We start from the raw sequence: 24,884 nt of genomic DNA on the forward strand, positions 1-24,884 counted from the left end.
ATTTCGATCTCACTATGTAACCCCTTTCAGAATATCCCATTAAAAAAGAACACTCTCAATTCTTTACTAATTATGCATACATACTTGGGAGCACCATGGTTTATACGAAAAAAGACTCTCCCTTATGAGAATTACGTGCTAACTAACTTTACTCTCATAAGGGGGCCTTTTCATATCTATTGTACTAATTTGAAAATGAATCGTTTCTATATGATATTGCTGTTTTCACGTAATAAGATGTCAAAATCAAGATTAAGTTTATAGGATGAAGTCACATAGAGATTGACCCTCTCGTAAAAAAGCAATTAGTGAACATTTCACTTCATTATAATTTAGGCGCTTTCGCCCAATCAGCAGCAAATTTCTCAATACCTTGGTCTGTTAATGGGTGCATAGCAAGTTGTTCAATTACTTTATAAGGAATTGTTGCAATGTGAGCACCTGCCATCGCTACACGAGTTACATGATCTGGATGTCTAACAGAAGCCGCAATAATTTGTGTATCTAGTTGATGAACATCGAATAATTCAGCAATTTTAGCAACTAATAATACGCCATCTTCAGAAATATCATCTAAGCGTCCTAAAAATGGAGAAACGTACGTTGCACCTGCTCGAGCAGCTAAAAGTGCTTGGTTCACCGTGAAAATAAGTGTAACATTCGTTTTCACACCTTTTTCAGTAAGGTAGCGACAAGCTTCTAATCCAGCTAACGTCATCGGAAGTTTAATTGTAACTTTTTCATCGCCACCGTTAATTTTAATCAGTTCTTCTGCTTGGGCGATCATCTCTTCAGCTGTAACAGCATCTGGCGTTACTTCTGCCGAAACAGATTCAACTTTAGGAACTGCCTGACAAATTTCTGCAATACGGTCTTCAAATTTAATGCCCTCTTTTGCTACTAAAGAAGGATTCGTTGTAACACCAGCTAAAACTCCAAGTTTATATGCTTTTTTTATGTCCTCAAGATTTGCAGTATCAATAAAAAATTTCATGATTAATTCCCTCCAGTTTTTAAACGTTGATGAGTTACATGTTTAATATGCTTATCCCGTAAAAGCCCGATTGGTGTGGAATGAAGCCCCTACTTATTAAAGTTTCACTTTATTTCTTTTCTACTGCATGTCCGCCAAATTCATTGCGCAGAGCTGCTACAACTTTTCCTGTAAATGTATCATTGTCTAATGAGCGGTAGCGCATTAATAGAGACATTGCGATAACAGGAGTTGCTGTTTGAAGGTCTAATGCTGTTTCTACTGTCCATTTTCCTTCACCAGAAGAATGCATAACACCCTTAATCTCATCCAATTTTGCATCTTTAGAAAATGCATTTTCTGTTAATTCCATTAACCAAGAACGAATGACTGAACCGTTGTTCCATACTCTTGATACTTTTTCATAATCGTAGTCAAATTCACTTTTCTCTAGAATCTCAAATCCTTCACCAATAGCAGCCATCATACCGTATTCAATTCCGTTATGAACCATTTTTAAGAAGTGACCACTACCAGCTTTTCCAGCATATAAGAATCCATTTTCTACAGCAGTATCGCGGAAGATAGGTTCAACGATGTCCCAAGCTTCTTGATCTCCTCCGATCATGTAACAAGCACCATTACGAGCGCCTTCCATTCCGCCAGAAGTTCCTGCATCCATAAAGTGAATGCCATCTTTCTTTAATTGCTCATATCGGCGGATAGACTCTTTATAATGTGAATTACCAGCTTCAATTAAAATATCTCCTTTTGATAAAAGTGGTGTAACCTCATCAATAACAGAATCAACAACAGCGTGTGGTACCATTACCCAAAGAATTCTTGGTGATTGTAATGACTGAACAAGTTCACTTAAACTAGATGTACCCGTTGCCCCGTACTCTTTCATTTCTTCTACTGCGCTCGTATTTAAATCAAATGCTACTACTTCATGTTTATGATCCATTAAATTTTTCCCTAAATTTAATCCCATTTTACCTAACCCAATTAATCCTACTTGCATAATATAATTCCTCCTCAAATCATCTTTTATTAAAAATCCATATCACTACAATCTGGAATACCTTTCAGCACTGAAATGTTAGTATGTACAGAAAGGTATTCACAGTCATAGCTTAAGAATTCAACACATTTTTTGTAATTTGAACAACATTTTCTGTCGTAAATCCAAATAGATTCATGACTTCAGCTCCAGTTCCTGAAGCTCCAAATGTTTCAATTGATAGTACTTTTCCTTCTTGTCCTACATAACGTTCCCAACCTAGAGATACACCCATCTCAAGAGATACTCGTTTCGTTACAGAAGACGGAAGAACGGATTCTTTATATTCGTTCGATTGGCGATCGAATAACTCCCAGCTCGGCATTGCAACGATGCGAACAGAAACTTGTTCTTCTTCTAATTTTGCTTTCGCACTAGCAGCTAAGGATACTTCAGAACCTGTCGCAATTAAAATTACATCCGGATTTTCATTTGTTTGTGTTAATACGTAAGCTCCTTTAGAGAGATTCTCTATGTTCGCTTTCGTTTCATTAAACACCGGTAAATTTTGACGGCTCAGTACTAAAACGACTGGACCATCCGTTTGCTGTAAAGCATACGCCCAAGCACTTGCTGTTTCATTTGCATCTGACGGACGGATAACTGTTAGACCAGGAATTGCTCGAAGCGCTGCCAATTGTTCAATTGGTTCATGCGTTGGACCATCTTCTCCTACAGCAATCGAATCATGTGTAAATACGTAAGTAACAGGTAACTTTTGCAGTGCAGCCAGTCGAATCGATGGACGAAGGTAATCATTAAATACAAAGAATGTACTTACGAAAGGTTTTACTCCTCCATGGAGAGCCAGTCCATTCGCTGCCGCGCCCATTGCATGTTCACGTACACCGAAGTATATATTTCGTCCAGCATATGATTCTACTGCATATACTGCTTCACCTTTTATATCTGTCATCGTAGAATGAGAAAGATCCGCACTTCCACCGAAAATAGAAGGAATCGATTTCACATAATGATTAATAGCTTCCCCACTTGCAACACGAGTGGAAATTGTTTTTTCAGTATCAAAAGATAGAATGTCTTTCGCTTCAATTAAAACCTCACCTGTAATCGCTTTTTCTAATTCATCTGCTAGTGCAGGGTTTGACTCTCTGTATACGTTAAATTGCTCATTCCATTCGTTCTCTTTTTCAATACCTTTTTGTTTCAGTTCATTAAAATGAGCTGTTACTTCTTCAGGCACAAAGAAGTCTTCCTCATAGTGCCAACCATACACTTGTTTTGTCGCTGTCGCTTCTTCTACTCCAAGCGGATTACCATGTGCTTTATTCGTTCCAGCAACTTTTGGACTTCCATAACCTATAATGGTTCTAATTTCTATAAGAGTAGGTTGATCCGTATTTTCTTTCGCTAATGTAATGGCTTTTGTAATAGCATCGACATCGGTTCCATCTTCAACTCTTACATATTGCCAATGTACAGATTCTGCCCTTTTCTGAATATCTTCAGAGAAAGCAATGCCTAATTCACCATCAAGTGAAATTTCATTTGAATCATACAGTACAATTAACTTGCCAAGTTTCATATGTCCTGCCATTGACATCGCTTCATAAGCGACACCCTCCATTAAGTCACCATCTCCGACTAAAGCATACGTATTGTGATCTATAATAGAGTGACCATCCTTATTAAACTTCGCTGCTAAATGAGCTTCTGCCATTGCCATTCCGACAGCATTAGCAATCCCTTGTCCTAACGGGCCTGTAGTCGCTTCAACTCCAGGAGTATGACCAAACTCAGGATGTCCTGGTGTTTTACTATTTAACTTTCTGAAGTTTTTCAAGTCATCAATTGAAACGTCATATCCAGCTAAATGAAGTAGGCTATATAACAGACTAGATCCATGTCCTGCCGATAAAACGAAACGATCACGGTTAAACCATTCTGGGTGATTAGGATTGTAATTTAAATGATTCGCCCATAATGCATAAGCCATTGGTGCTGCTCCCATCGGAAGACCTGGATGACCTGAGTTTGCCGCATTAATAGCATCAATCGATAACGTACGAAGTGTATTCACTGCTAATTGATTTATGTTTTGTGCCATAGTAATCGTCCCCCTAAATGCTTTCATGAAAGAAAGTACTTATTTTTCCGTCTCTTGATCTAACCACCATTTAAATCCACTTTCTTGCAACAGTTCATTAGACGCTTCTGGACCATATGAACCAGACTCATATTCATGAAGCGGTAATAAGTTTTCCTCGAACGCTTCAAGAATTGGTTGTACCCATTCCCATGACAATTCAACTTCTCTCCAATGTGCAAAGAATGTAGCGTCTCCACTCACCGCATCATGAATGAGTCTTTCATACGCTTCAGGTACTCCCACATCCACTTGCTCGCAAGTAAAGTTAATACGCATCGGTTCAATCTCTCCATTTTTCAATGGATTTTTACTATTTAACTGTAATGAAACATTCTCACCTGGGCTAATTTCAATTATTAATAAGTTAGGTGCTGCATTTGGATTATTATCTTGATATTGCTGTTTTAACGTATTTTTAAATTCAATTACAATACGAGTAGACTTTTCTTTCATTCGTTTTCCTGTTCGTATATAGAAGGGAACGCCAGTCCAAAATGGATTATCGATCCACAAACGAGCAGCAACAAATGTGTCTATGTTAGAAGAAGGATTTACTCCTGGCTCCTCTTTATACGCTACAACTTGCCCGCCTTTTATCTCTCCTGAAGAGTATTGACCGCGAATGATATGGCTTTGAACGTCTTCTTTTTTCACTTTACGAAGCGTCTCCATTACTTTTCGTTTTTCCTCTCGAATTTCACACGCATTAACCTTTTCCGGCAGATTCATAGCAGTCATCATTAATATTTGTAACATATGATTTTGAACCATATCTCGAATGGCTCCTGCATGATCATAATATCCGGCTCTTTCTTCAACCCCAACTGTTTCACTAGCTGTAATTTGTACATTTGCTATATGTTCTTTGTTCCAAATCGATTGGAGAACAGGATTTGCAAATTCTAGTGCTTCAAGGTTTTGAATCATCGGTTTACCTAAATAGTGATCAATACGGTATATCTCGTCTTCTTCAAACGTGCGACTAAGCTTATCATTAAGCTCACGAGCAGATGTAAGGTCGTGCCCAAACGGTTTCTCAATCATCAGGCGTTTCCATCCATCTGTTTTATCAAGTCCGCTTTCCTTAATATTTAAAGCAATGGTCTCGAAAAATTCAGGAGCAACTGAAAGATAGAACATTCTATTACCTTTTATATGTAGTTCCTCTTCCCTTTCACGAACGACTTGTAATAACCTCTCATAGTCTTCCGGTTTACTCACATCTAATGGACAATAGCGAAAATTATCTAAAAAACCTTCGAGTTCCGGAGTACCTTCTTCCCTCTGACGAGAAAACGTCTCTATTGATTCTTTTATTCTTTTTTGAAAATCTATATGAGACACTTCACGTCTTCCAAGCCCGATAACAGATATTTGCTTTGGAAGCTTTTGATCTCTATATAAGTTATATAGCGCGGGGTAAATTTTGCGTTTTGCTAAGTCCCCTGTCGCTCCAAATAAAACAAAGGTCATTGATTCCAAGTTCAGTCCCCCTCGTGATGTATAGTCATTGTCACTATAGTAAAAATGCATTGTACAGAAGCTACTATCATTGTTGATTCACTCTTGCTTCTTAACTTCAAATTTTTTATATTTGTCGCTTTCTCATTGTCCCCAATATTAATAGTGGCAATTCAAAGCATTTTTACCACATACTACTTAATTACTATAACTTATATAAAATAATTTAATTATTAAAAGTAATTAAGTTATTTTATATCTATCATATTAACTACATAAATTATCATCGTCAAGAAAAGTGTCTCGGATTAAAGATTCTTCATTCCCTAATATCTTTTAGTACTCATGTATTTATTAGAAAAAGATTAGATCTATGTTCATTACATGAAATGAATAATAAAAAGGCCAAAATGAACATATTCTTGTTCGTTTTGGCCTTTTTATTATTGCTTCAGATGATTCTTAACTGCTCTTATAACCAATTCGTGATCTTCTTCTGGTGGTAATCCCGAAACTGTTATCATTCCAATAACCCCTACGTCTTTTATTCTGATAGGAAAGCAGCCACCAAACGCAGCATATTCCGAAGTATCTAAAAGATATTTTTCATTATATGAGATTCCAGTTATTTCACTTTGTATCTGCATATAATACGAGCTATGATCATGCAGAGAAACGACTCGTTTTTTACGCTCAATCCATTTCGTATTTTCCTCATTTGTCCCTGTCATTTTGAAATGAAACAATTGCACACCGTTTTTCGTTATATCAACAGCAATCAATTTCCCCTCTTTCTTCGCTGTTTCAACGATAAATAAACCTAGTTGCAGTGCATCTTCATTTGTAAAAGAGGAAAATTGAAGTGTTTCCTCCTCTATTAAAATTCGTTTACTTATTTCATTCAAATTTGAAGTACTCATATCTTTAACCTCCATAATTGTTTTATGCCACACCGACATTTTTCCGAAATTATTAGGCCATATAGTACAACCTTTCAATCAATCTGATTCTAAATAAACTACTGTAACATCTTTGGTGACTAGTACCGTAAAGCTTGTTTTCTTCTTACTGGTGCTATTATGAATGATATTCAAAGTTATAAAAAGTACTATTCTAGTTACCCTTATCTTACAGAGACTATTATGAAATATATTTAACATCTTAAAAATGTATGTACTAAAGAATAATATTTTTAATCACTAGCTTTTTTGATCAATCATTATAATCCAATTTCATCAAAATTTTTATCAATTATTACACTATCCAACAATAGGAGGAAACAAAGATGGATGAAAATATATCCAAAAGCTGAAAAGCAGTTGAATCCCTTGAAGGAATAGTTGTAATTCACTACATATAGAAATAGACATACAAAAACGCTATCCTTTCCTATAATTCTAAAGAAAGAATAGCGTATTTTTTCAAAAATGAGTTCTTTTATTGAGAAACTTTGATTCTATATCATACATAAAAGAGCAACTAGTGCTAAAACAGCTGGAAGTCCTTGTTTCACAATAATTGATTTATTAGATGTGAAACCTCCGAAAATAGCTGCTATCACCACACAAATCACGAAAAATAATTGGACCATATAACCAATTGGATTGAGCCCAAGTACAAGTCCCCAAATGAGACCAGCCGCTAAAAATCCATTATATAAACCTTGGTTTGCAAACATAATGGCTACGTTTCGATCTCCTTCTAAATGCTTCGGTAATTTGAAAGCACGTTTCGCTACTTTTGAATCAATAAAAAACATTTCAAGGATCATGATAAACAAATGTTCTAATGCTACGATCCCGACTAAAATAGCTGCGATTATTTCCACACTATTCTGCCCCCTACACTCTCTATTCTTTAATATTCTCTACATTTTTTTGTATCTGTAATAGAACATGAATAAGTATTTTGCGTTCTTCTCCACTGATATTTACGAACATTTCCTTCATAAAATGTTCCTTTTCTTTCTTGTCAAAATATTAATTGATGTATCAATTATTGATACATCAATTAATATACATCTCTCTTTTTATTTTTGCAAGTTTTTTTGCTCAATTGGTTTTATTTTGTTCCAGCAACTTTAAACCAATTCAAAACATCAGTTCGTATTTCTAGAAATCATAATTACTTTAAGTTCATTCTGACAATCATATTTAACTAAATATATAAAAGAATTGAGTTATATCTCCATCAATTTATAAAAATTAATTTTTTCTAAAAACAGATACTTTACGTTTTTTATAGTAATAAAAATCATTTTTTGTTTCAGAGGCAATCCATTTTGTTAGCTTGATGGGCATAGGATAGCACCATATGACGAACCAATTATCTTTCAAGAAGACGGCTAGAAATCTGGATTTGGTACAGGAGTTGCCTACTTCCCCGATCCAGATGGTACTAATTTAGAGCTAATTGCTCCAAAAGGGCCATTCAGACATGAATAGTTAAAATAAATTAATACCGAAACAAGCCACCTTCTGCCTGGAAGGTGGCTTGTTTGTCGGCAAGTTGATAGAATGACTAAAAAAGGACAAACTCTCCAATGTGAGAAGTTTGTCCAAAAAGTTTTTCATGTTAACTATTTTTACACTAATACCAATAATAGTGAATTAGAATAATGACTTAATACTTGCTAAGACAGTAAGTACACCTACAATAATAACAAATACGTTGCTCATTTTCCCTTTGTATTTAGCTAGTACTGGCACTTTTTGAATCGCATACATCGGTAATAGACATAAGATAGCAGCAACTAAAGGACCGCTTAGAGAATCAATAAGTCCAAGAATACTTGGATTTGTATAAGCAACAAACCAGCATGATAATACAACAAAAGTAAGGATTACTGTCTTAATTGTTTTTTCTTCAATATCTTTTCCACGTGATTTACCGAACTTAATAATCATGTCACGCATTACTTCAAATGCTCCGATATAATGGCCAAGGAAAGACTTTGTAATAGCCACAAAAGCAATAATTGGAGCTGCAATCGTGATTACAGGTGAATTAAGTTCATTCGCAAGATATGAAAGGATTGATAAGTTTTGCTCTTTTGCCATTTTTAAATCCTCTGGAGTTAAGCTCAGTGCACTACTCCAAACGAAGAACATAACTACAACGAATGTCATGATATAACAAACCTTTTGTATTTGCGCACATTTAGCATCAGTGGCTTCGATTCCATACGTAGCTCTCTGTTTCACAACAAATGATGAAATCATAGGTGAATGATTAAATGAGAATACGATGATTGGTAGAATCAACAGTATCGTTCCCAAATATCCTGTTCCTGTTGAAGCAGTAGAAACAGCTGAAAAGCTAAGCATTGACGTATTCCACTGTGGAATTAAAGATATTGCGATAAACAGTAGAGAAGCTATGAAAGGATACACTAGCATACTCATGATCTTTACAGTGATATCTTGACCAAAATTCAGTATAGCGATAAGACCAAGAACTAATACAAGTGATAAAATAGCCCTTGGAGGCTCTGGCATGTGCAATTGATGCACGATAAAACTACTTGCAGTATTTGTAAGCGCAACCGAATACATTAGTACGATTGTATAAATTGAACTGAAATATACGATGTTAAAAATGATACTCGCTTTATTTCCGAAATACTCTCTAATTGTACCTGTGATCCCCTCATCAGCAGAATTAGAAGCGTATATCATTTTAGCAAGCGCCCTATGTGAGTAGTACATAACTGGATATGCAAGTAATGTAATTAGTAGTAAAGATAATAAACCACCTGAACCTGCATTAATCGGTAAAAAGAGCACCCCTGCTCCAATTGCAGTTCCAAATAGACTGAGTGCCCATGTAGTATCCTGCTTATGCCACTTTTTCGGATCTGCATATTGCTCATTTTTTAGTGCGGTATTTTCAGCTTGAACTTCTATTTTCTTTGCAGTATTCCCGTTCATATAATAACTCCCCCTTGTATCTATTTCTACATCTCTCTTTGCTGCTAACAAATATTCCCTTTCGGAAAATGAATTCCTTACAAGTTGCCCCACATTGTATGTCCTTCATCATAATGAAACCAAATTGAAACATTCGCTAGTTAGCGTCCTAATATAATTGTTAGCGTTCACAAAAAAGTTTACTCATAATATCCGCTCTTTATATAAAGACCCCTTAAGAGAACAATATAGAATAGACTTCATAAATACGTTGCAACATTTCTAATAACAGTGTATTACTTTAATGGTTTCTCTTTTTTTACTTTTAACAGTAATTTTAGCTAAACCGGCCTCTCTTCATTTGCGAGGCATTTCTTTCTCAATTCTATACATTACTTTAATAACTTCGGCAGCACTGATGATATTGCTTACACAAGCCACTGAAGCACTTTACATACATTTCGCCTCTAATCACACACCTTTCTTACTAGTAATCGCATTTTTTATATTTTCTCCAGAGATAATAAAATTTCTCTCGACGCCCTCATTATAACGTGTATATTTATAAAATTAATATTTTTATATTTTCAGAAATATTAAAGTGGAATAATTTTATATGGATAATATTTTACAGTTAGCATGTAGCCATTGTTTTTATCGCTTAAAGCTGAATTAGTTAGTAAAAAAATACAATAATACATTGTTTTTCTAGGTTACTCATTATAAAGATACTTATATCCCCTTTATCAAAAAATTTCATTTTAAACATAAAAGATATTCTAATAAATAATTAATGTAGGTAAAAAGAAAAAATTCCAAAATAAAAAAACCAAATTTTAGGATATATATTATTAATATTGAATTCATATACATTTTAAAAAGATACACTGAGTAAAAAAACAAAAAAGCTGCCCCATATGGACAGCTCATTTACATAATTATCATTATCAAGGATGCACAAACAAATCACTTCAATGTTATCTTAATTGTAGTTTGTTCGACTCTTCTTCAGGAATATCTCTATGTTTATAATGAATCGTTTTTAGATCATTTCCTTTTATGCGAAAAGTAATTGTGTCCTCTCCATAAGGCGGGTTGTGTGCACCCTCAAAAGTTTGAATTTGAACAGTTACATAAAAAGTATAGTTTGTTGTATCTTTTTTTATTTCAAGTATTTTTTCAGAACCTCGATACCAAAGTTTTGGTTCCTTATAATAGTTTTCAACCTCTTTACTTATTGGCTCCAATAAGAGCTCAATTACTACTTCTTTTAAAAGCTGTTTTGATACAGTTATTCTGCTGATTTTCTTTCTTTTTACATCTATAATTCTCCAAAAATCCCCGCTCTTTTCAACGGTATAAAGAACATTCGTACCGTCCGCTTTCAAAAGATGAAAATAACCTTTATTTCCCTTAATATATAATCGTGGTTCATTAATCCACTCACCTTCTGTTTGCACTATTCCTAAAAACAACTGAGTAAGTGGTGTTATCTTATAATCTAATTGGTTAAATTCACCAAACGAATAAAGTTTATAACCAGTTAAATCTATGCCAAAATTTCTGTTTATATCATTTTCCTTTTTTACAATTGCTTGAGCAGAAATGCAGGGTAATAAAAAAATAAACAGACATATGATGCTAACCATTGTTAATCTTATTTTCATAACATCCATCCCCTCTTTTATTAAGATGCAACAAAAGAAAGGATATTATTGATTAGGGTATAAGCTAAAAAATTAAACTCCCCCATTAACTAGCTCGTTTATCGAGTTTAATTTTGAAGAAAGTCCGATAAACCATTCTTCGTCTCCTGTTAATAATGCAAGGTCTATAAGGTAAAGAATTTGTTCCTTATTTATTGCCTTTGATTCAGGGAGTTTTTTTACATGTTTACTTAAAAAGGACATTGTTTTATTTATTGTATCTCTGTTGTCACATTTCACAACATTAACCTTAACTACTTCCCCTACATTATCAAATAATTCAATATAACCAAGTATTAATTCACCCTCTACTGATATTCCTCGAACCCAATCGCCTACTTTTAAAACAGGATTATGCTTTGACATCATACTCTTTCACCTTCCTACAAATTATTTTTAGTGACGATAAACAACATAAAAAAATAAATTTAACTGTAATATTTTTCATTACATTTATGTGTTAAGAACTCACGGCTATATAATAATTAAGCCGCTTAACGCTCTTGATTAATAAGGTCAACAACTTCTTTCATTGTATAATTCTTTAAGTATTCACCTAGATGTTCTTCAGCACCTAAGAAAATAGCAAAAAGAACTTTTCGCATGTTCGAACCTACAACACACTGATCGTTTGATTCCGGACACTTCGGCTGCAAAGCACCTTCAGAGGTTATCTGATAAATATGCCAAAGATTAATTTCATCTAAATCGCGAGCGAAAATAAAACCGCCACCAGTCCCCTCTTTCGATTGTATAAACTTATGTTTTTTTAACAAACTTAGTACTTTGCGAATGCGTACTGGGTGAACACCTGCACTTTCTGAAATAGCATTACTTGTTGACATCCGGTCTGGCTGTAAAGCTAAATAAGTTAAACTGTGTATGGCCAAGGTAAAATCGCTGTTCATTGTTTTCCTCCTACAATCAAAAATATTGTTTCTCATATATTAACATACTGTAGCCGTCAACTACCCCTACTGAGATAAAGCCTTTCAGTGGGGATTGAGTTTGAATGCTAGGTCTTTTCTGTCTATTACTAGACAGTTGACGCTCTAGCGTTCATGCCACCTTATGGTAACACCCCAAGTATGTTTTTGGTTGGTACTGACAACGAATGATTGTTTTCCCACTTCCACCACCCTTTCGAAAAAGAGCAGTTCTCCCTTATAGAAGAAGCCACCACTCAGATGAATCCGGCGTGTGCTACAAGCCCCGACAAGTCGAGTACACATGGATGGTTGACACACCCACTAAGCTATGCGCGAAGCAACAGCCTTACGTTTTTGCACTTCTAATAGAATCGGCGTTTTTACCTTGAGATTGCCATCTAATTCTACAACTTTTGATTTTTTCAATGTATTCAGCGCACCATTAATATCAGCATGGATACATGTTCCTGCTTTACTTTGGTACAGACCACGCGTGATTCGTTTGCCACTAAAGCAATAATGAGTTTTACCATCCTTAGACCAAACTGGAACCGGATCTTTATCCAGAAAACTAGCTTTTGAAGTATAGCTTTCTTCTTGTTTTACAAATCGGATGCCTTCTTTTATACATTTATTCTCAATTGCTGCCATCAGTTTGTGAAATGGGATTTGAACAAATGTTTGATTATTCTTTTTCCCCATATCAGATTTTTGTTTCCAACCAGCGTTATACCCTACGACAATTGTATCTACGTTACATGCTCTCACTTTTTTGAACAACAGGCCTACAGTTTGTGAAATGTAACCATTTATTTGTCGTTCTCGTTTGTGCCAAAGTACAGCCATTTGATTCGTTACAATACGTTTTGAAATTCCATTGTCCATATTTTTCCGCCCTAGATTACGTATCATTTTGTTGAAGTACTGGTTAATGGATTTTAATTTTTTCCCATCAATTAAAAATGCATCACCTGTATTTGTCACACAACTTACTAATCTATCTACACCTAAATCGCAACTCAAAGCGTTACTCGTGGTCGTGGGTGGTTTCTTCATTTGAGAAACGTGCATCTCATATGTGTAATGCACCTCAAAGAACCGACCTTTTTGCTTCGGTATAATCTCAATGTAGGAGATTTTTTTATTTCTCAAGTTTTTAGGCATACGTATTTTAATGGAACCGAATTTTTTCCTGAATGCCACATTCATCGGAATGATCCAATATCCGTTCTCATCCACTTTTGGCACTTGATAGATTTCAATAATTCGTTTGTCCGTGGAACGAGAATAATTTGGAAACTTCGGACGACCTGTGAACTTCTCAGGATGTTTCTTCCACTGTTCCAACGCTTTAAAAAAGCTTTTTACTTCTGTAAATACGGCTCTACGAATCGCTTGAACAGAGTTTGATTGAACGCCCGAGTAGTTCGTATCGGCTTGCATAGCAGTGTCCACTTCTTTTACAGTAGCCATCCTGTTATTGTTCAAGTAACTTTGTTTCATCGTGTATAGCCCAACATTTCGCAACGCTTTTGAACTATGCGACATGCGCTGCAGTAAACGAAATTCTTTAGCTGTGAGGCAAGCTCGTCCGATATTCTGTTTCTGCGTGAATCGTTGCATGGTTTCTCTTTTCTTTTGTTTCCGTAATACTTTCACTGCTTTCTTTCTAGCCATTGTTTTCACCACCTTTCTCAGAGAGTTTATTACAATTATTTCTTTCCTAAAATCGTGTTTTTTCTTAGGAAAGAAATATTTTTGTAACTGTTAATTACTTTTGACAAATCAATATTTAGAACGGAACAAAATGTGAACATGGTCTTCATCGTAATTCCTTTTGGTCCAAGTATCCAAATGATTATGATTATCCTTATCTAATTTAGTTGTCCTACGATATATCCCCTCCTTACCTAGGGCAGATTATATCGTAAGACAAAAGAAACAAAAGCGTTCAGCCTATCTTCTGACGGCAATTCATCTCCACCTGAATTGTTGGGTTTCAACCGTAACCCAAATCAGATGGGGTCTTCTTGCCGGAAAGGATAAATATTACAGATAGGTTAGCCAGACGTTAAAATATAATAAGAACCACTCTTAGCATAAAGAAATAGATTCCATAACTCACTTTAGCTTTTTAAGTTAAAAATACATTAAAGACTCCATTGTTTCTTCACTTGTTCTTCTGCCAATTGTTTAATTTTTGTCCATATCGTATCTTTACTTACAATAACATTTGTTTGATAATTTCTATCGTTATAATTGACTGTAACACATACTTCTATCATTTTCTGCTTCCTCCTTTCATACCACTTCCCCTAAAAAATATTACTTATTAATTAGCCAGCTTTTGCAGTTCAATGTTTAAAAATGTTCGGACGCTACGTGGTAAAAATTTACGAATTTCTTCTTCGTTAAAACCAATTTGCAATCTTTTTTCGTCCAGCATAATCGGGCGACGCAACATTAATGGATGCTCAATTATTAATGTATAAAATTCATTTAGCGAGAGCTCATCAATATTTGTATTTAAGTCCTGAAAAGTTTTCGATCTAGTTGAAATAATTTCAGTAGCCCCCTCTTCAGTTAAACGAAGAATCGATTTAAGCTCATCAACTGTCATAGAATTTGATACGATGTTTTTTTCAATATAATCAATTTGATGCTCTTCAAGCCATGCTTTCGCTTTTCGGCATGAAGCACAGCTTGCTGTTGTATATAGAATTACCATATTTAACTCACTCCTTTAATGTTATTAAACGTACATTTTAAATATCGCTTATTGAAATGTATTAAAAAAAATTACAGTTTAGAATCAAATTCACATAATGTTAATTATTCAGCAATGTTTCATTTATCGCTATTATTCATGCTACATTTTACAGACGTTAACAACTCACTTTTAAAAATCTTACTGTAATTTTAAACTTTACAGTTCAATTAATCAACTGTTAAGTCTTGGATTAATTTTAATAACACAACAAATTATTCTCATGTAAAATTCCCCATAGCATGATGGCTCCTTCAAAGCACATTTCACGCATTTCTTGCTTACAAGTGCTATTATGGATTATATTCATCCTAATAAAAAGTACGTACTTTAAAGTGTTATAGGTACTAAAAAGTAACATATGCATTTTCAAGTGCCATTCTGCTTATTTCTCTCTTACATCGGTTATTATGACCGATATTTAGCACAATAAATAGTACGCACTTTAAAGTGTTATAGGTACTAAAAAGAAATAATTTTAGTATTGCAACGGATGTAGGCTCACAACTGTAATCTAAATTCATCAAAGGAGTTTTTTTTATGAAGACATACAATATTCCTGTAGAAGCGACTTTAGAAGTTATTGGTGGAAAGTGGAAGGTTGTTATCCTTTGTCATTTAAAAAAAGGAACAAAAAGAACGAGTGAATTAAAACGTTTAATGCCTGGTATTACGCAAAAAATGTTAACCCAACAATTACGGGAACTAGAAGAAGATGGTGTAATTCAAAGGAAAGTATATGACCAAGTACCACCAAAAGTAGAGTACTCTTTAACGGATTACGGTTCGTCTTTAGGAGCTATACTTGATTCCCTCTGTTCCTGGGGAGAAGTTCATCTTGAAAAAACCGGGAACACATCCATGCTGATTACAGCAGATGAATAATAACTGTAGAAGACATAAAAATAGGTTGAGACAATACTTGCCTCAACCGGTTTTTATGTCTCTTTATAATTTTTTGCAGTAATGACTGTTTCAAACTCAAAGGTTTCGGGTAGATGATCTGCATAAGAATATTCAAAAGTTCGTCCATCCGTTAAATAAGCTACTTGTTCAACTCGCATTAGGAAATCCTGATTTGTTAAGTTCATAAACTGCTTTTCCCTATCATCTGGGCGAATTCCTTTAACCCTGACAACAGATGTCCCTACTTCAAGACCAAGTTTATTTTGAATATGTGAGTATATCGACTCCTCTAAAACAGAAGCCTCAACACCTGGGATAACCGAAATTGGCATCCATGTATGCTCTATAATCGTCGGAATGCTGTGAATGATGCGGAGGCGAATGATTTTATAGACGAAATCACCGATTGAAACTCCCAATTTCTCAGCAACTACTTCATCAGCCCCAACAATCGCAAACTCGATAATTTGACTTTCTACCTCACTGCCGTATACAGCTTTCGTACCCGTTAAAGTTTGAATCATTCGTGCCTTTTCCTGTTGACGCCAATCTTGCACCACTGTTCCACTTCCGCGCCGGCGGATAATGTAGCCGTCTCTAACTAATAGATCCAGCGCTTTCTTAATAGTAAGGGCTGAAACACCAAATTCTTCAGCAAGGACGAGGCTACTCGGAATTTTTTCGTTGATTTTATATTCACCGTCTAAAATTTGCTGTTTAATCTTTTGATAAATGCCGAGGTATTTTACTTGTGTTGATCCGCTTGCCATTTCCATACCTCCTTTATACTGCAAACTCTCTTCTATTCATTCAAATGTAAAGCCTCAAGTTTGTAAACTGAAGGTGATGGGGAAGCAAATCCATTTTCTAAGATTTCAATATTCGTTACCGCTTCTTCGTCTTTCACAAGTTTTGGTGCACCATTTATAATTGTTTCATACGCGGCATCATAGAAACGACCGTAATCACCAAGTGGCGTTTTAATTTGTTTTTCAATCCAGTCACCATTTGCATTACGATACTTAGCAACTCCATAGTACATCGGTGAATCTTCACCAAACCCTACACTCTCAGGCATAACACCCGCTTTCAAATCATTTTCCTGCTGATCTTCACCATATTTAATAAATGATCCATTTGTTCCATGAACGATAAAGCGTGGATAATCTTTTGCTACGACATGGTTCGTTTTCAGCTTAATCTTCAACTGATTTCCGTAATGTAAACCAACATCGAAATAGTTATCAACCGCACCTTCCATTTCATTATTACGAATATCGTATGTCACCGTATCTGGACGGCCGAATAGTGAAATCATACGGTCCATCGTATGAATACCTAAACTGTAAAATGAACCTTCTTCTTTTGGAGCTTCATGAGTGATTGAACCAGGACGGAAATAATCAATATGTGATTCAATCTCAATAATATCACCAAGGAACCCTTGTTCAATTACTTGCTTCACAGCTAAAAAATCACCATCAAAACGGCGGTTTTGATAAGGCATAACTACTACACCTTTTTCTCGTCCTAAAGCTAATAATTCTTTCGCATGTTCCACTGTATCGCAAAATGGTTTTTCAACGATAACTGATTTTCCAGCTAGTATAACTTTTTTTGCTAATTGATAATGCGTATGTGCTGGCGTACAGATCGTCACGACTTGAATTTCCTTGTCATTCAACAATTCGTCCAAATCAGTAGTGAAGTAAACACCTTTTTCCTTATATGGAGCCGCTAATTTTTCATTTATTTGACGTACAAAAATCGTTTTTATTTTTATATTATTACGTGTGTTTACATAAGGTAAGTGATAGCGGTTAGCTGACTTTCCAAATCCAATAAAGCCCATTGTTAATGTCATATTTTTCAACTTCCTTGCTCATAAATTTTCGTTTCTACATTTATTATATAGTTTACTTTTTAAAAGTATATAGTTTTAGTTCTTAATTTGTATATAAAATGAAAAAGTAGGGATAGAAACCATTTCGATTTTCATCCCTACTTCTTTACTATATTTGTGTAATACCAGACATTAATTGTTTTAACTCGCACGTTCTCTTTTTGTCTTTCTTTAAATGACAAAGGATAACTACTTTCCACTTTCCACCGATAACCTCTAAAGTTGCCTCTACAGGAATATTGTATGTTTTCATATAAAAATCTCCTTTAATAATTTTATAAGACAAATAAGCTAAAATATTTAAATATTACTTTTAAGTATCTATAGCACCTTAAAGTACGTACTTTTTATTGTGTTAAACATGTTTCATAATAGCATACGTAAACAGCAGATGAGTAGTACGGCACCAAAAAGTACCTGTATTACTTTTTAGTATCTATATCACTTTAAAGTACGTACTTTTCATTATGTAAAATACATTTCATAATAGCATTTGTAAGAGTTGAGTAAGTCATGAAGTATTAGAAATTACCTGTACTTTAAAGTGAGTATTTTTATCATACATTTTGTCAGACGATGAAATGACATGTTTTCATTTTCACATCCATTCACAATGAATAAATAATTTTCAAATATATTTTAGGAGGATATCTATAATGAGTAAATTACTAAAAGAAAAAATCGGGTTTGGTACAGCACCACTAGGAAATATGTACCGTAATATCCCAGAGGAAGAAGCAATCGCTACAGTGGATGCTGCTTGGGAGAATGGCGTTCGTTACTTTGATACAGCTCCACTTTATGGATCTGGATTAGCGGAAATCCGTCTTGGTGAAGCACTGTCAAAAAGAAATCGTGATGATTACTTTTTAAGCACCAAAGTAGGTCGAACGATTTCAGATGAACTAGAAGATCCATCTGCACGTGATTTAGGTGAAAAAGGCGGACTTTTCGAATTTGGTCGCAAAAATAAAATGATCAATGACTATAGCGCAGATGCAACACTTCGTTCTATCGAGCAAAGTTTGAAACGTTTAAAAACAGATCGTCTAGACTTTGTTTTCATTCATGATTTAGCACAAGACTTTTATGGTGATGAGTGGATTTCACAATTTGAAACAGCTCGAACAGGAGCATTCCGTGCGCTAACACGTTTACGTGAAGAAGGAGTTATTAAGGGCTGGGGGCTTGGAGTAAACAAAGTAGAATCAATTGAACTTATGCTTGATTTAGAAGAAGCGAAACCAAATATATCCTTACTAGCTGGTCGCTATTCATTATTAGACCACGAACGTGCATTGCAACGAGTAATGCCTGCAGCTGTAAAGCATAATATGGATATTGTTGTTGGTGGCCCATATAGCTCAGGTATTCTTGCTGGAGGCGCTCACTTCGAATATCAAAAAGCATCGCCAGAAATTATTGCAAAGGTTGAGAAAATCAAAGCTCTTGCAGATCGTCACGACATCAGCATCAAAGCTGCTGCATTACAATTTTCACTAGCAAATCCAGCAGTTGCTGCCGTTGTTCCTGGTGCAAGTAAACCGGAACGAATTGTAGAAGACCAAAACGCCTTAAATACAGTAATTCCAGCAGCATTCTGGGAAGAAATGCGCGAACAAAAACTAGTAGCACCTAATGCACCACTACCAATCAACGTAAAATAATAATGAAACTTTAATCAGTGGGAGCATCCCCCACTGATTATTTACCCGTAAATACCGGGATGAAAAGGAGCGTAATGAATATGGCACATACTACTACATCTATGGAAATGTTTTCTTCACCGGAACAAGTATGGCAATTAATCGGAGGTTTCAACTCCCTTCCAGACTGGTTACCTTATATACCTAGCAGTAAATTAACTGAAGGCGGTCGTGTACGTCATCTAGCTAATCCAGATGGCGATACAATTATAGAACGATTAGAAGTATTCAATGATAAAGAGCGCTACTACACGTATTCAATCATGAATGCACCGTTCCCAGTCACTAATTATTTATCTACAATCCAGGTTAAAGAAGGTACTGAAAGTAACACATCGTTAGTAGAGTGGTCTGGTACGTTCACTCCTGTTGAAGTTAGTGATGAAGAGGCAATTAATCTGTTTCATGGCATTTACAGTGATGGACTGAAAGCATTGCAGCAAGCATTTCTAGATTAATTCATATAATTGATTGAGACGAAAAAGTAAATTAACAGTCAAATATTCGATTTTGTGGTTAAGTTCATTATGAAAGATAAACAAATACAAATTTCATGCCTGCTTGTTATTGACAAGAAATAAAAAATACTACCTCCAAATGGAAGGTAGTATTTTTTTATTAATCAGGAAAAACAATTAATCCCTCTTCTTTTTCCTCCTGTTTTAAATCTTCTTCTGGGAAGGTTACAGTTGAATTTTTATCACCTGTTCTTTTTGTTTCTTCACCTGGAAATACGAAAGTTGAATTTTCTTTTCCTTCATTTTTTTCTACGTTATCTGGAAATACCATAGGATCATTGGTAGTCAAATCACTATGAAATCCAAGGTTAGACAAAATCGCTTTTAAATCTGGTAAAACCCCTATTTTATCAGATGATGGGTTATTAGACTTTGTGCCTGTATTAGGATTACTTAAAATTGCTCTCAATTCTTTTGGTGTATATGCCTTACCTAAATGTTCTTTAGCAATCCCTTGAATCGATACAGCAGCCCCAGCAATTATAGGCGAAGCGCTAGAAGTACCACGGAAATTAGAAGTATAACGATTAATTATGTTCTGATCTGTAACTTTTTGTCCTTTACTATTTTGATTTTGATATGTATCTAATGTATCAACATACTCTCCCCAACCATATACATCAATTCTACTACCATAGTTAGAGAAAGCTAAACGTTTATGAGGAACTCTTGCAGTAGATGCTCCAACTATAATAGCTCCTGAATCTTTAAAGTCTGGACTATTTCGATTTAAAATCTGCTTACCATTACGGTCTTTAAATTCATCTAAATCAATCCCACCATTACCAGCTGCTTCTACAATAATAATGCCTTTATCTGTACCTTTGCGAATTGCGTTAAATATACTCGGGTATACTTCTACTGGTAAAGGGTCATCTCCATATCCATCATATTTAAAGGATTCTTCTATTAATAAAACATCTCCAGCCTGTAAAGAATCTACGGCACTTAAAATAGCATCTCTTACATCGATTCTCCCATTATCTCGGATCACTGAAATTACTTTTGCCTTTGCTTTTGGTGCAATCCCAATGTTCCCAATTCCATTGTCAGCTGCAGAAACAACACCTAGAACTGAAGTACCGTGAGAAAGATCATTACTCATTTTTCCAGACATAAATTCAATATTTTGACCGACTAAATCTTCATGATTTAATAACCAGCCTTCTTCCAAATCTACAAAAGTTGCTCCCTGACCATTTCCTCCTTTAATTCCCCAAGCATAAGGAGCATTAATTCCTAAAGGTGCCTCTTCAAGATATCCCTGTCTCGAAAATCTAGGTTCATCATAAGGATTGACTGATAATACAGGCCCTCTCGAGCCAGTTGTTGTGTTTATACTCTTATTAGAACGAACTTGTATTTTACTAGAATCGTTATTAGCAGCATGTACTGTATTTGTTACAAATGTCGTACCTACCCCAGCAAAAGTTGTAATTGCAAGTGATGATATCAACATACCTTTAAAATTTTTCATTTTTCCACCTCTAGTTTTCTATTAGAAATAACATATTTCATAATGTGTATGAACCGAAAAGCATTTTATCTTATTATAAAAATTAATAGATTTTTATAACTTTTTGATTTACATAAAAACTCCCTTCATTCTTGTAATTCAATGTGTACATTTCAAAATAACAAACTTACTGTAACTATTATAGTTACACCTTTATTGATTTTCAACTACGAAATATAAATTTTTAAAAATAAATTTATATTACTTTAAAACAGAACTCGCCTTTTAAGCACATAAAGTGAAACTTTAATCAGTGGGGTTTTTGTTCATCCCCCACTGATTATTAGCCCTCACCAATGGGGCGTTTACGGACAGTTAATGCGGGATAAAAACGCAAAATATCTGTCCAAATTACAGCGATCAATAAGTTTATGGACTGCGAAAGAAATACGAAAAAGCAAAGCACTAAGTGCTTTGCTCCTTATAAAATCCCTTTTAACTTTTCACCAATTAACTTCGCTACATACTCATAACCTTCTGGCCCAAAGTGTAACCCATCTTTTTCATCATTTTCTACAAACCTTTTATAATCCCGTTCTTGAATCATTTCAGCGAATACGTTTAGAAAATAACTTCCTGTTTCCCTCGCCACTTCCTCCACCACGTCTGCATACTGACCAAGTACTCTATTTGTTCTGTTATGCTGTCTTTCTTCATCAACTGGTGCAGGACTAATCAGTAGTACTTTATTTGATGAAATTTGGTTCACAATCTTCTCTAAGTTTTCTTTATATGCTTGTAATGACACTTGAGAAAAAGGGACTGCATCATTCGTACCAAGAAAAACTGTTACGAAATCTGGTTTATATGATATTACATCTTCTTCAATTCTATTTAACGCATCAAATGTATTATCACCTGGAATACCTGCATTCACTATTTTCCAGTTCGGAAACACCTCTTGCAAACGTGGTGTTAATCTCGGCATTCCATTAAAAAATGTTTCATCAGCTGTAATACTATCTCCAAAGCATACTAACGTTTTCATTAAGCTATTCTCCTTTTACGTATGAAACAACTTTCCTTCTATTGCTTTTATATATCTTTCAGCAGAACGTTCAACTGCCTCATTTGCATTTTCTTTTACTACTCGATGAAAAGCGTTGTATAAACGATTAAACTGTAACGGCTTCACTCGATTCACCATTTCTTCCACTTTTCTCGCTGGTAGTGGAATTAAGTTTGGATAGCTGTACATGAAGCTTACCCACCTTTCATCCGCTACAACTTGAATAATATCACCTGTTAACAAAATCCCTTTTCCATCATTACCTTCTTCCCAATGTAAGACAGATCCACCTTTAAAATGTCCCCCTAAACGATGAATGACTAATCCATTAGCTAATTGTAATGACTCTCCAGACCAGTAAATAATACGACTACTCGGGCGCATTACCCACTCTTTATCATCTTCATGTATATAAATTGGTACATCAAATGTCTCCGCCCATTCTACCTGCGTTGAATAATAATGCGGATGAGACAATGCAATTGCATCTAATCCACCAAGCTCTTTTATCTTCTCAATTGTCGTTTCATCTAAATACGTAATACAGTCCCATAGTAAACGATATGACTCTGTTTTCACTATAAATGCAGTTTGACCGATCGCAAATCCTGGTTTTGTCGTAATACTATAAAGTCCATTTTCCTCTTCGATTATTTCATTTTTATATGTATCACCTGTTTGTAAGCTTTCTAGTGTCGTCCAAGATTGTCCTTTTTGGTTAACATATTGCCTCTCTTCATCACAAATATGACAACTCACCGGTTCTTCTACACTCGCTGCATACTGCACACCACACGTTGTACAAACGAAATTTTCCATAATAATTCCCCCTATCCCTATTTCTTTATTAAGCTGACTTTTGTTGATAATGATCTGCTTTTTTATTTTCAATTAACAAACTTATAAAAGTAAGTAAATAGACAACTGTAACCGATAATGGAATTACAATAAATCCTTTTTCTGCAAAAAGAATCCCACAAACTGACGTTACAAATACAGTCCCTACTGACAATAAACCATAACTTTTACTTTCATAAATCCATACGTACGGAATAAAATGAACACCTATTAACATCGCTACTACAAAAGGTAACCATTCTGGAAATTGAAAATAGGCAAGTAATACAAGTGGAATATTCAATACATTTATCCCACCAATTAAGCCTGCCAAAACCCCTAACGGATTTCCTTTCGCAAACATATCAATTTTCAATATAGCAGCTATCATTAAGCCAAAAGGAAACACACAGCCCATACCGATTAAATATACCCACACCACTTGTTTTTCAGAAAGAACAAATCCCGTTATACTCATAACTATCCAAAATAAAACGCCGGCTAATATAATCGGTAAGCCTCTCTTCGTTTTTATTGCTAAATCCTTTTTCGCTTCTGCAACATTCATTTCACTATCTCCCCCAAAAATATTTGTGCTATAAAGCCGGCTTAATTTCACCCATCCAATAACGCCAAGCTATTAAATAATCTTCTAAATCTTTCGGGTGGTGTCTTAAACATGTGTCTATACGTAAATATAATCCTATGACTATTTCTTCATATAAATCACAGTCTTTTTTATGAAATACACACTGTTTCATCGCATAATTAATTGTTTCTTTTGTTAAATTTTCCGGAGTTGAACAAAACGCGTAAATTAAATCGTATATAGGATCTCCTAACACTGGTAAAGGATCAATTACACCGTGCAGTTTATTCTCTTTAAATATAAAGTTATGAAATCCAAGATCACCATGCAATAAAAATGGCTGATTTATTCCAGCATCCCTATTTGCTAAATTAAGAACCGTTCTATACTCTTCTTCACTTATGTAACGTCTTACATTTTCATGAGCTTCTATCACATTTGTTGTTAAAAATTCACTCCAAGATTGAAGCAGATTTTCTTTCCATCCCCAGCCATCAACCTCTGTAGCCACTTCATACTTATTGATAACTTCCTTTACAAGTTTACAAAGAACACTCCGTTTATGGCCTAGTTTGCAAGACGTTGTGCCCTCAAGGAATGAGTAAACAATATAGCGATTTAAAGGTTCCTTATATAAAAGCTTTGGAAATAATTCGTCCTTTTTATAAAACTGAAGAAAATAAGCTTCTTCACGTATGACATCCGATTCATTCAACTTTACAACGTATTGTTCATCCAACAAATATACAGTACTTGTCGTTCCCCCGTTTAATGCTTTTACGCTATTTGGATAATGTGAAATAACTTTTTCCTTAATTAGTTGTGCAGTGATTATTGAAATTTCCATTCTCTCACCCTTTAATTCGGAAGATTCCCTTAATTCAAAAGACAACTTTACTATTATTTGACAAACGTGAGGGGAATCCTGCCAACCATCCTAATATAGCAAACAACAATTTTATTTTATTACAATGGCTTTCTTC

23 protein-coding genes and 3 pseudogenes are annotated in these 24,884 nt (G+C 34.9%); 4 read left to right on the plus strand and 22 right to left on the minus strand.

What is annotated here, in order from left to right; all coding sequences use genetic code 11:
- Nucleotides 1-325 precede the first annotated feature (325 nt).
- From fsa to AC0ONG_RS15295, 6 genes are all read right to left on the minus strand, one after another.
- Nucleotides 326-994 carry a fructose-6-phosphate aldolase gene (fsa, locus tag AC0ONG_RS15270; RefSeq protein ID WP_000667676.1) on the minus strand — a complete coding sequence of 223 codons (669 nt, stop codon included), beginning with the start codon at nucleotides 992-994 and terminating at the stop codon, nucleotides 326-328.
- 109 nt (nucleotides 995-1,103) lie between these two features.
- Nucleotides 1,104-1,997, minus strand: a complete 894-nt coding sequence (gnd, locus tag AC0ONG_RS15275; RefSeq protein ID WP_001195925.1) for a phosphogluconate dehydrogenase (NAD(+)-dependent, decarboxylating) — start codon at nucleotides 1,995-1,997, stop codon at nucleotides 1,104-1,106.
- A gap of 112 nt (nucleotides 1,998-2,109) precedes the next feature.
- Complete coding sequence (gene tkt / locus AC0ONG_RS15280) at nucleotides 2,110-4,104, minus strand: transketolase (protein ID WP_000068270.1); 1,995 nt, start codon at nucleotides 4,102-4,104, stop codon at nucleotides 2,110-2,112.
- A gap of 39 nt (nucleotides 4,105-4,143) precedes the next feature.
- The gene (zwf, locus tag AC0ONG_RS15285; RefSeq protein ID WP_000445329.1) at nucleotides 4,144-5,628 is read right to left on the minus strand and encodes a glucose-6-phosphate dehydrogenase; all 1,485 of its coding nucleotides are present in this window, start codon (nucleotides 5,626-5,628) and stop codon (nucleotides 4,144-4,146) included.
- A 422-nt stretch (nucleotides 5,629-6,050) separates the two neighbouring features.
- Nucleotides 6,051-6,566: a heme-degrading domain-containing protein gene (locus AC0ONG_RS15290; RefSeq protein ID WP_074789785.1), complete on the minus strand. Its 516-nt coding sequence runs from the start codon at nucleotides 6,564-6,566 to the stop codon at nucleotides 6,051-6,053.
- A 497-nt stretch (nucleotides 6,567-7,063) separates the two neighbouring features.
- Nucleotides 7,064-7,435: a DUF1304 domain-containing protein gene (locus AC0ONG_RS15295; protein ID WP_000402472.1), complete on the minus strand. Its 372-nt coding sequence runs from the start codon at nucleotides 7,433-7,435 to the stop codon at nucleotides 7,064-7,066.
- Nucleotides 7,436-7,922: 487 nt separating this feature from the next.
- Between AC0ONG_RS15295 and AC0ONG_RS15300 the strand changes: the two are divergent.
- Nucleotides 7,923-8,051 (plus strand): annotated as a pseudogene (locus tag AC0ONG_RS15300) (VOC family protein); the annotation flags it as partial.
- 165 nt (nucleotides 8,052-8,216) lie between these two features.
- On the opposite strand, the gene AC0ONG_RS15305 reads toward AC0ONG_RS15300, so the two are convergent.
- From AC0ONG_RS15305 to spxA, 8 genes and pseudogenes are all read right to left on the minus strand, one after another.
- Nucleotides 8,217-9,536 (minus strand): aromatic amino acid transport family protein, encoded by a 1,320-nt coding sequence (locus tag AC0ONG_RS15305; protein WP_001014175.1) that lies wholly within the window; start codon nucleotides 9,534-9,536, stop codon nucleotides 8,217-8,219.
- 956 nt (nucleotides 9,537-10,492) lie between these two features.
- Nucleotides 10,493-11,182, minus strand: a complete 690-nt coding sequence (locus AC0ONG_RS15310; protein ID WP_000702349.1) for a DUF3888 domain-containing protein — start codon at nucleotides 11,180-11,182, stop codon at nucleotides 10,493-10,495.
- Nucleotides 11,183-11,254: 72 nt separating this feature from the next.
- A complete protein-coding gene (locus AC0ONG_RS15315) occupies nucleotides 11,255-11,587 on the minus strand; it encodes an IDEAL domain-containing protein (RefSeq protein ID WP_041487927.1) in 333 nt (110 codons plus the stop codon).
- A 128-nt stretch (nucleotides 11,588-11,715) separates the two neighbouring features.
- Nucleotides 11,716-12,129 carry an Rrf2-family transcriptional regulator SaiR gene (gene saiR, locus AC0ONG_RS15320; RefSeq protein ID WP_001083463.1) on the minus strand — a complete coding sequence of 138 codons (414 nt, stop codon included), beginning with the start codon at nucleotides 12,127-12,129 and terminating at the stop codon, nucleotides 11,716-11,718.
- A 342-nt stretch (nucleotides 12,130-12,471) separates the two neighbouring features.
- Nucleotides 12,472-13,827 (minus strand): RNA-guided endonuclease TnpB family protein, encoded by a 1,356-nt coding sequence (locus AC0ONG_RS15325; protein WP_000101454.1) that lies wholly within the window; start codon nucleotides 13,825-13,827, stop codon nucleotides 12,472-12,474.
- Nucleotides 13,828-13,898: 71 nt separating this feature from the next.
- Nucleotides 13,899-13,983, minus strand: a pseudogene (locus AC0ONG_RS15330) (transposase); the annotation flags it as partial.
- Nucleotides 13,984-14,300: 317 nt separating this feature from the next.
- Nucleotides 14,301-14,435 (minus strand): BA3454 family stress response protein, encoded by a 135-nt coding sequence (locus AC0ONG_RS15335; protein ID WP_000573531.1) that lies wholly within the window; start codon nucleotides 14,433-14,435, stop codon nucleotides 14,301-14,303.
- Nucleotides 14,436-14,482: 47 nt separating this feature from the next.
- The gene (spxA, locus tag AC0ONG_RS15340; protein WP_000236191.1) at nucleotides 14,483-14,878 is read right to left on the minus strand and encodes a transcriptional regulator SpxA; all 396 of its coding nucleotides are present in this window, start codon (nucleotides 14,876-14,878) and stop codon (nucleotides 14,483-14,485) included.
- A 579-nt stretch (nucleotides 14,879-15,457) separates the two neighbouring features.
- Here spxA and AC0ONG_RS15345 point away from each other — a divergent pair.
- A complete protein-coding gene (locus AC0ONG_RS15345) occupies nucleotides 15,458-15,802 on the plus strand; it encodes a winged helix-turn-helix transcriptional regulator (RefSeq protein WP_000860831.1) in 345 nt (114 codons plus the stop codon).
- A 53-nt stretch (nucleotides 15,803-15,855) separates the two neighbouring features.
- Here the strand turns inward: AC0ONG_RS15345 and AC0ONG_RS15350 are convergent, their stop codons facing one another.
- The 3 genes and pseudogenes from AC0ONG_RS15350 to AC0ONG_RS15360 form a co-directional block, all read right to left on the minus strand.
- On the minus strand, nucleotides 15,856-16,593 hold the full coding sequence (locus tag AC0ONG_RS15350) for a GntR family transcriptional regulator (protein ID WP_000146274.1): 738 nt from the start codon (nucleotides 16,591-16,593) through the stop codon (nucleotides 15,856-15,858).
- Between the two features lie 32 nt (nucleotides 16,594-16,625).
- The gene (locus tag AC0ONG_RS15355; protein WP_000176639.1) at nucleotides 16,626-17,687 is read right to left on the minus strand and encodes an oxidoreductase; all 1,062 of its coding nucleotides are present in this window, start codon (nucleotides 17,685-17,687) and stop codon (nucleotides 16,626-16,628) included.
- A gap of 154 nt (nucleotides 17,688-17,841) precedes the next feature.
- Nucleotides 17,842-17,979: pseudogene (locus tag AC0ONG_RS15360) on the minus strand (winged helix-turn-helix transcriptional regulator); the annotation flags it as partial.
- Between the two features lie 403 nt (nucleotides 17,980-18,382).
- Between AC0ONG_RS15360 and AC0ONG_RS15365 the strand changes: the two are divergent.
- Together AC0ONG_RS15365 and AC0ONG_RS15370 are read left to right on the plus strand one after the other, a co-directional pair.
- Nucleotides 18,383-19,393, plus strand: coding sequence for an aldo/keto reductase (locus AC0ONG_RS15365; protein WP_000040529.1), 1,011 nt, complete (start codon nucleotides 18,383-18,385; stop codon nucleotides 19,391-19,393).
- A gap of 80 nt (nucleotides 19,394-19,473) precedes the next feature.
- Entirely contained in the window at nucleotides 19,474-19,890 is a 417-nt protein-coding gene (locus AC0ONG_RS15370) for an SRPBCC family protein (protein WP_000951539.1), read from the plus strand.
- A gap of 160 nt (nucleotides 19,891-20,050) precedes the next feature.
- Here AC0ONG_RS15370 and AC0ONG_RS15375 read toward each other — a convergent pair whose 3' ends face one another.
- The 5 genes from AC0ONG_RS15375 to AC0ONG_RS15395 form a co-directional block, all read right to left on the minus strand.
- Nucleotides 20,051-21,427 (minus strand): S8 family peptidase, encoded by a 1,377-nt coding sequence (locus AC0ONG_RS15375; RefSeq protein ID WP_000787689.1) that lies wholly within the window; start codon nucleotides 21,425-21,427, stop codon nucleotides 20,051-20,053.
- A gap of 460 nt (nucleotides 21,428-21,887) precedes the next feature.
- Nucleotides 21,888-22,454: an SGNH/GDSL hydrolase family protein gene (locus tag AC0ONG_RS15380; RefSeq protein ID WP_000855216.1), complete on the minus strand. Its 567-nt coding sequence runs from the start codon at nucleotides 22,452-22,454 to the stop codon at nucleotides 21,888-21,890.
- 15 nt (nucleotides 22,455-22,469) lie between these two features.
- Nucleotides 22,470-23,294: an MBL fold metallo-hydrolase gene (locus AC0ONG_RS15385; protein ID WP_000427246.1), complete on the minus strand. Its 825-nt coding sequence runs from the start codon at nucleotides 23,292-23,294 to the stop codon at nucleotides 22,470-22,472.
- A gap of 28 nt (nucleotides 23,295-23,322) precedes the next feature.
- Nucleotides 23,323-23,880: a DUF7010 family protein gene (locus tag AC0ONG_RS15390; RefSeq protein WP_001099747.1), complete on the minus strand. Its 558-nt coding sequence runs from the start codon at nucleotides 23,878-23,880 to the stop codon at nucleotides 23,323-23,325.
- Nucleotides 23,881-23,908: 28 nt separating this feature from the next.
- Nucleotides 23,909-24,748, minus strand: coding sequence for an aminoglycoside phosphotransferase family protein (locus AC0ONG_RS15395; RefSeq protein WP_000406146.1), 840 nt, complete (start codon nucleotides 24,746-24,748; stop codon nucleotides 23,909-23,911).
- Between the last annotated feature and the right edge of the window lie 136 nt (nucleotides 24,749-24,884).

It is taken from the genome of Bacillus sp. TCT6 (assembly GCF_056033845.1).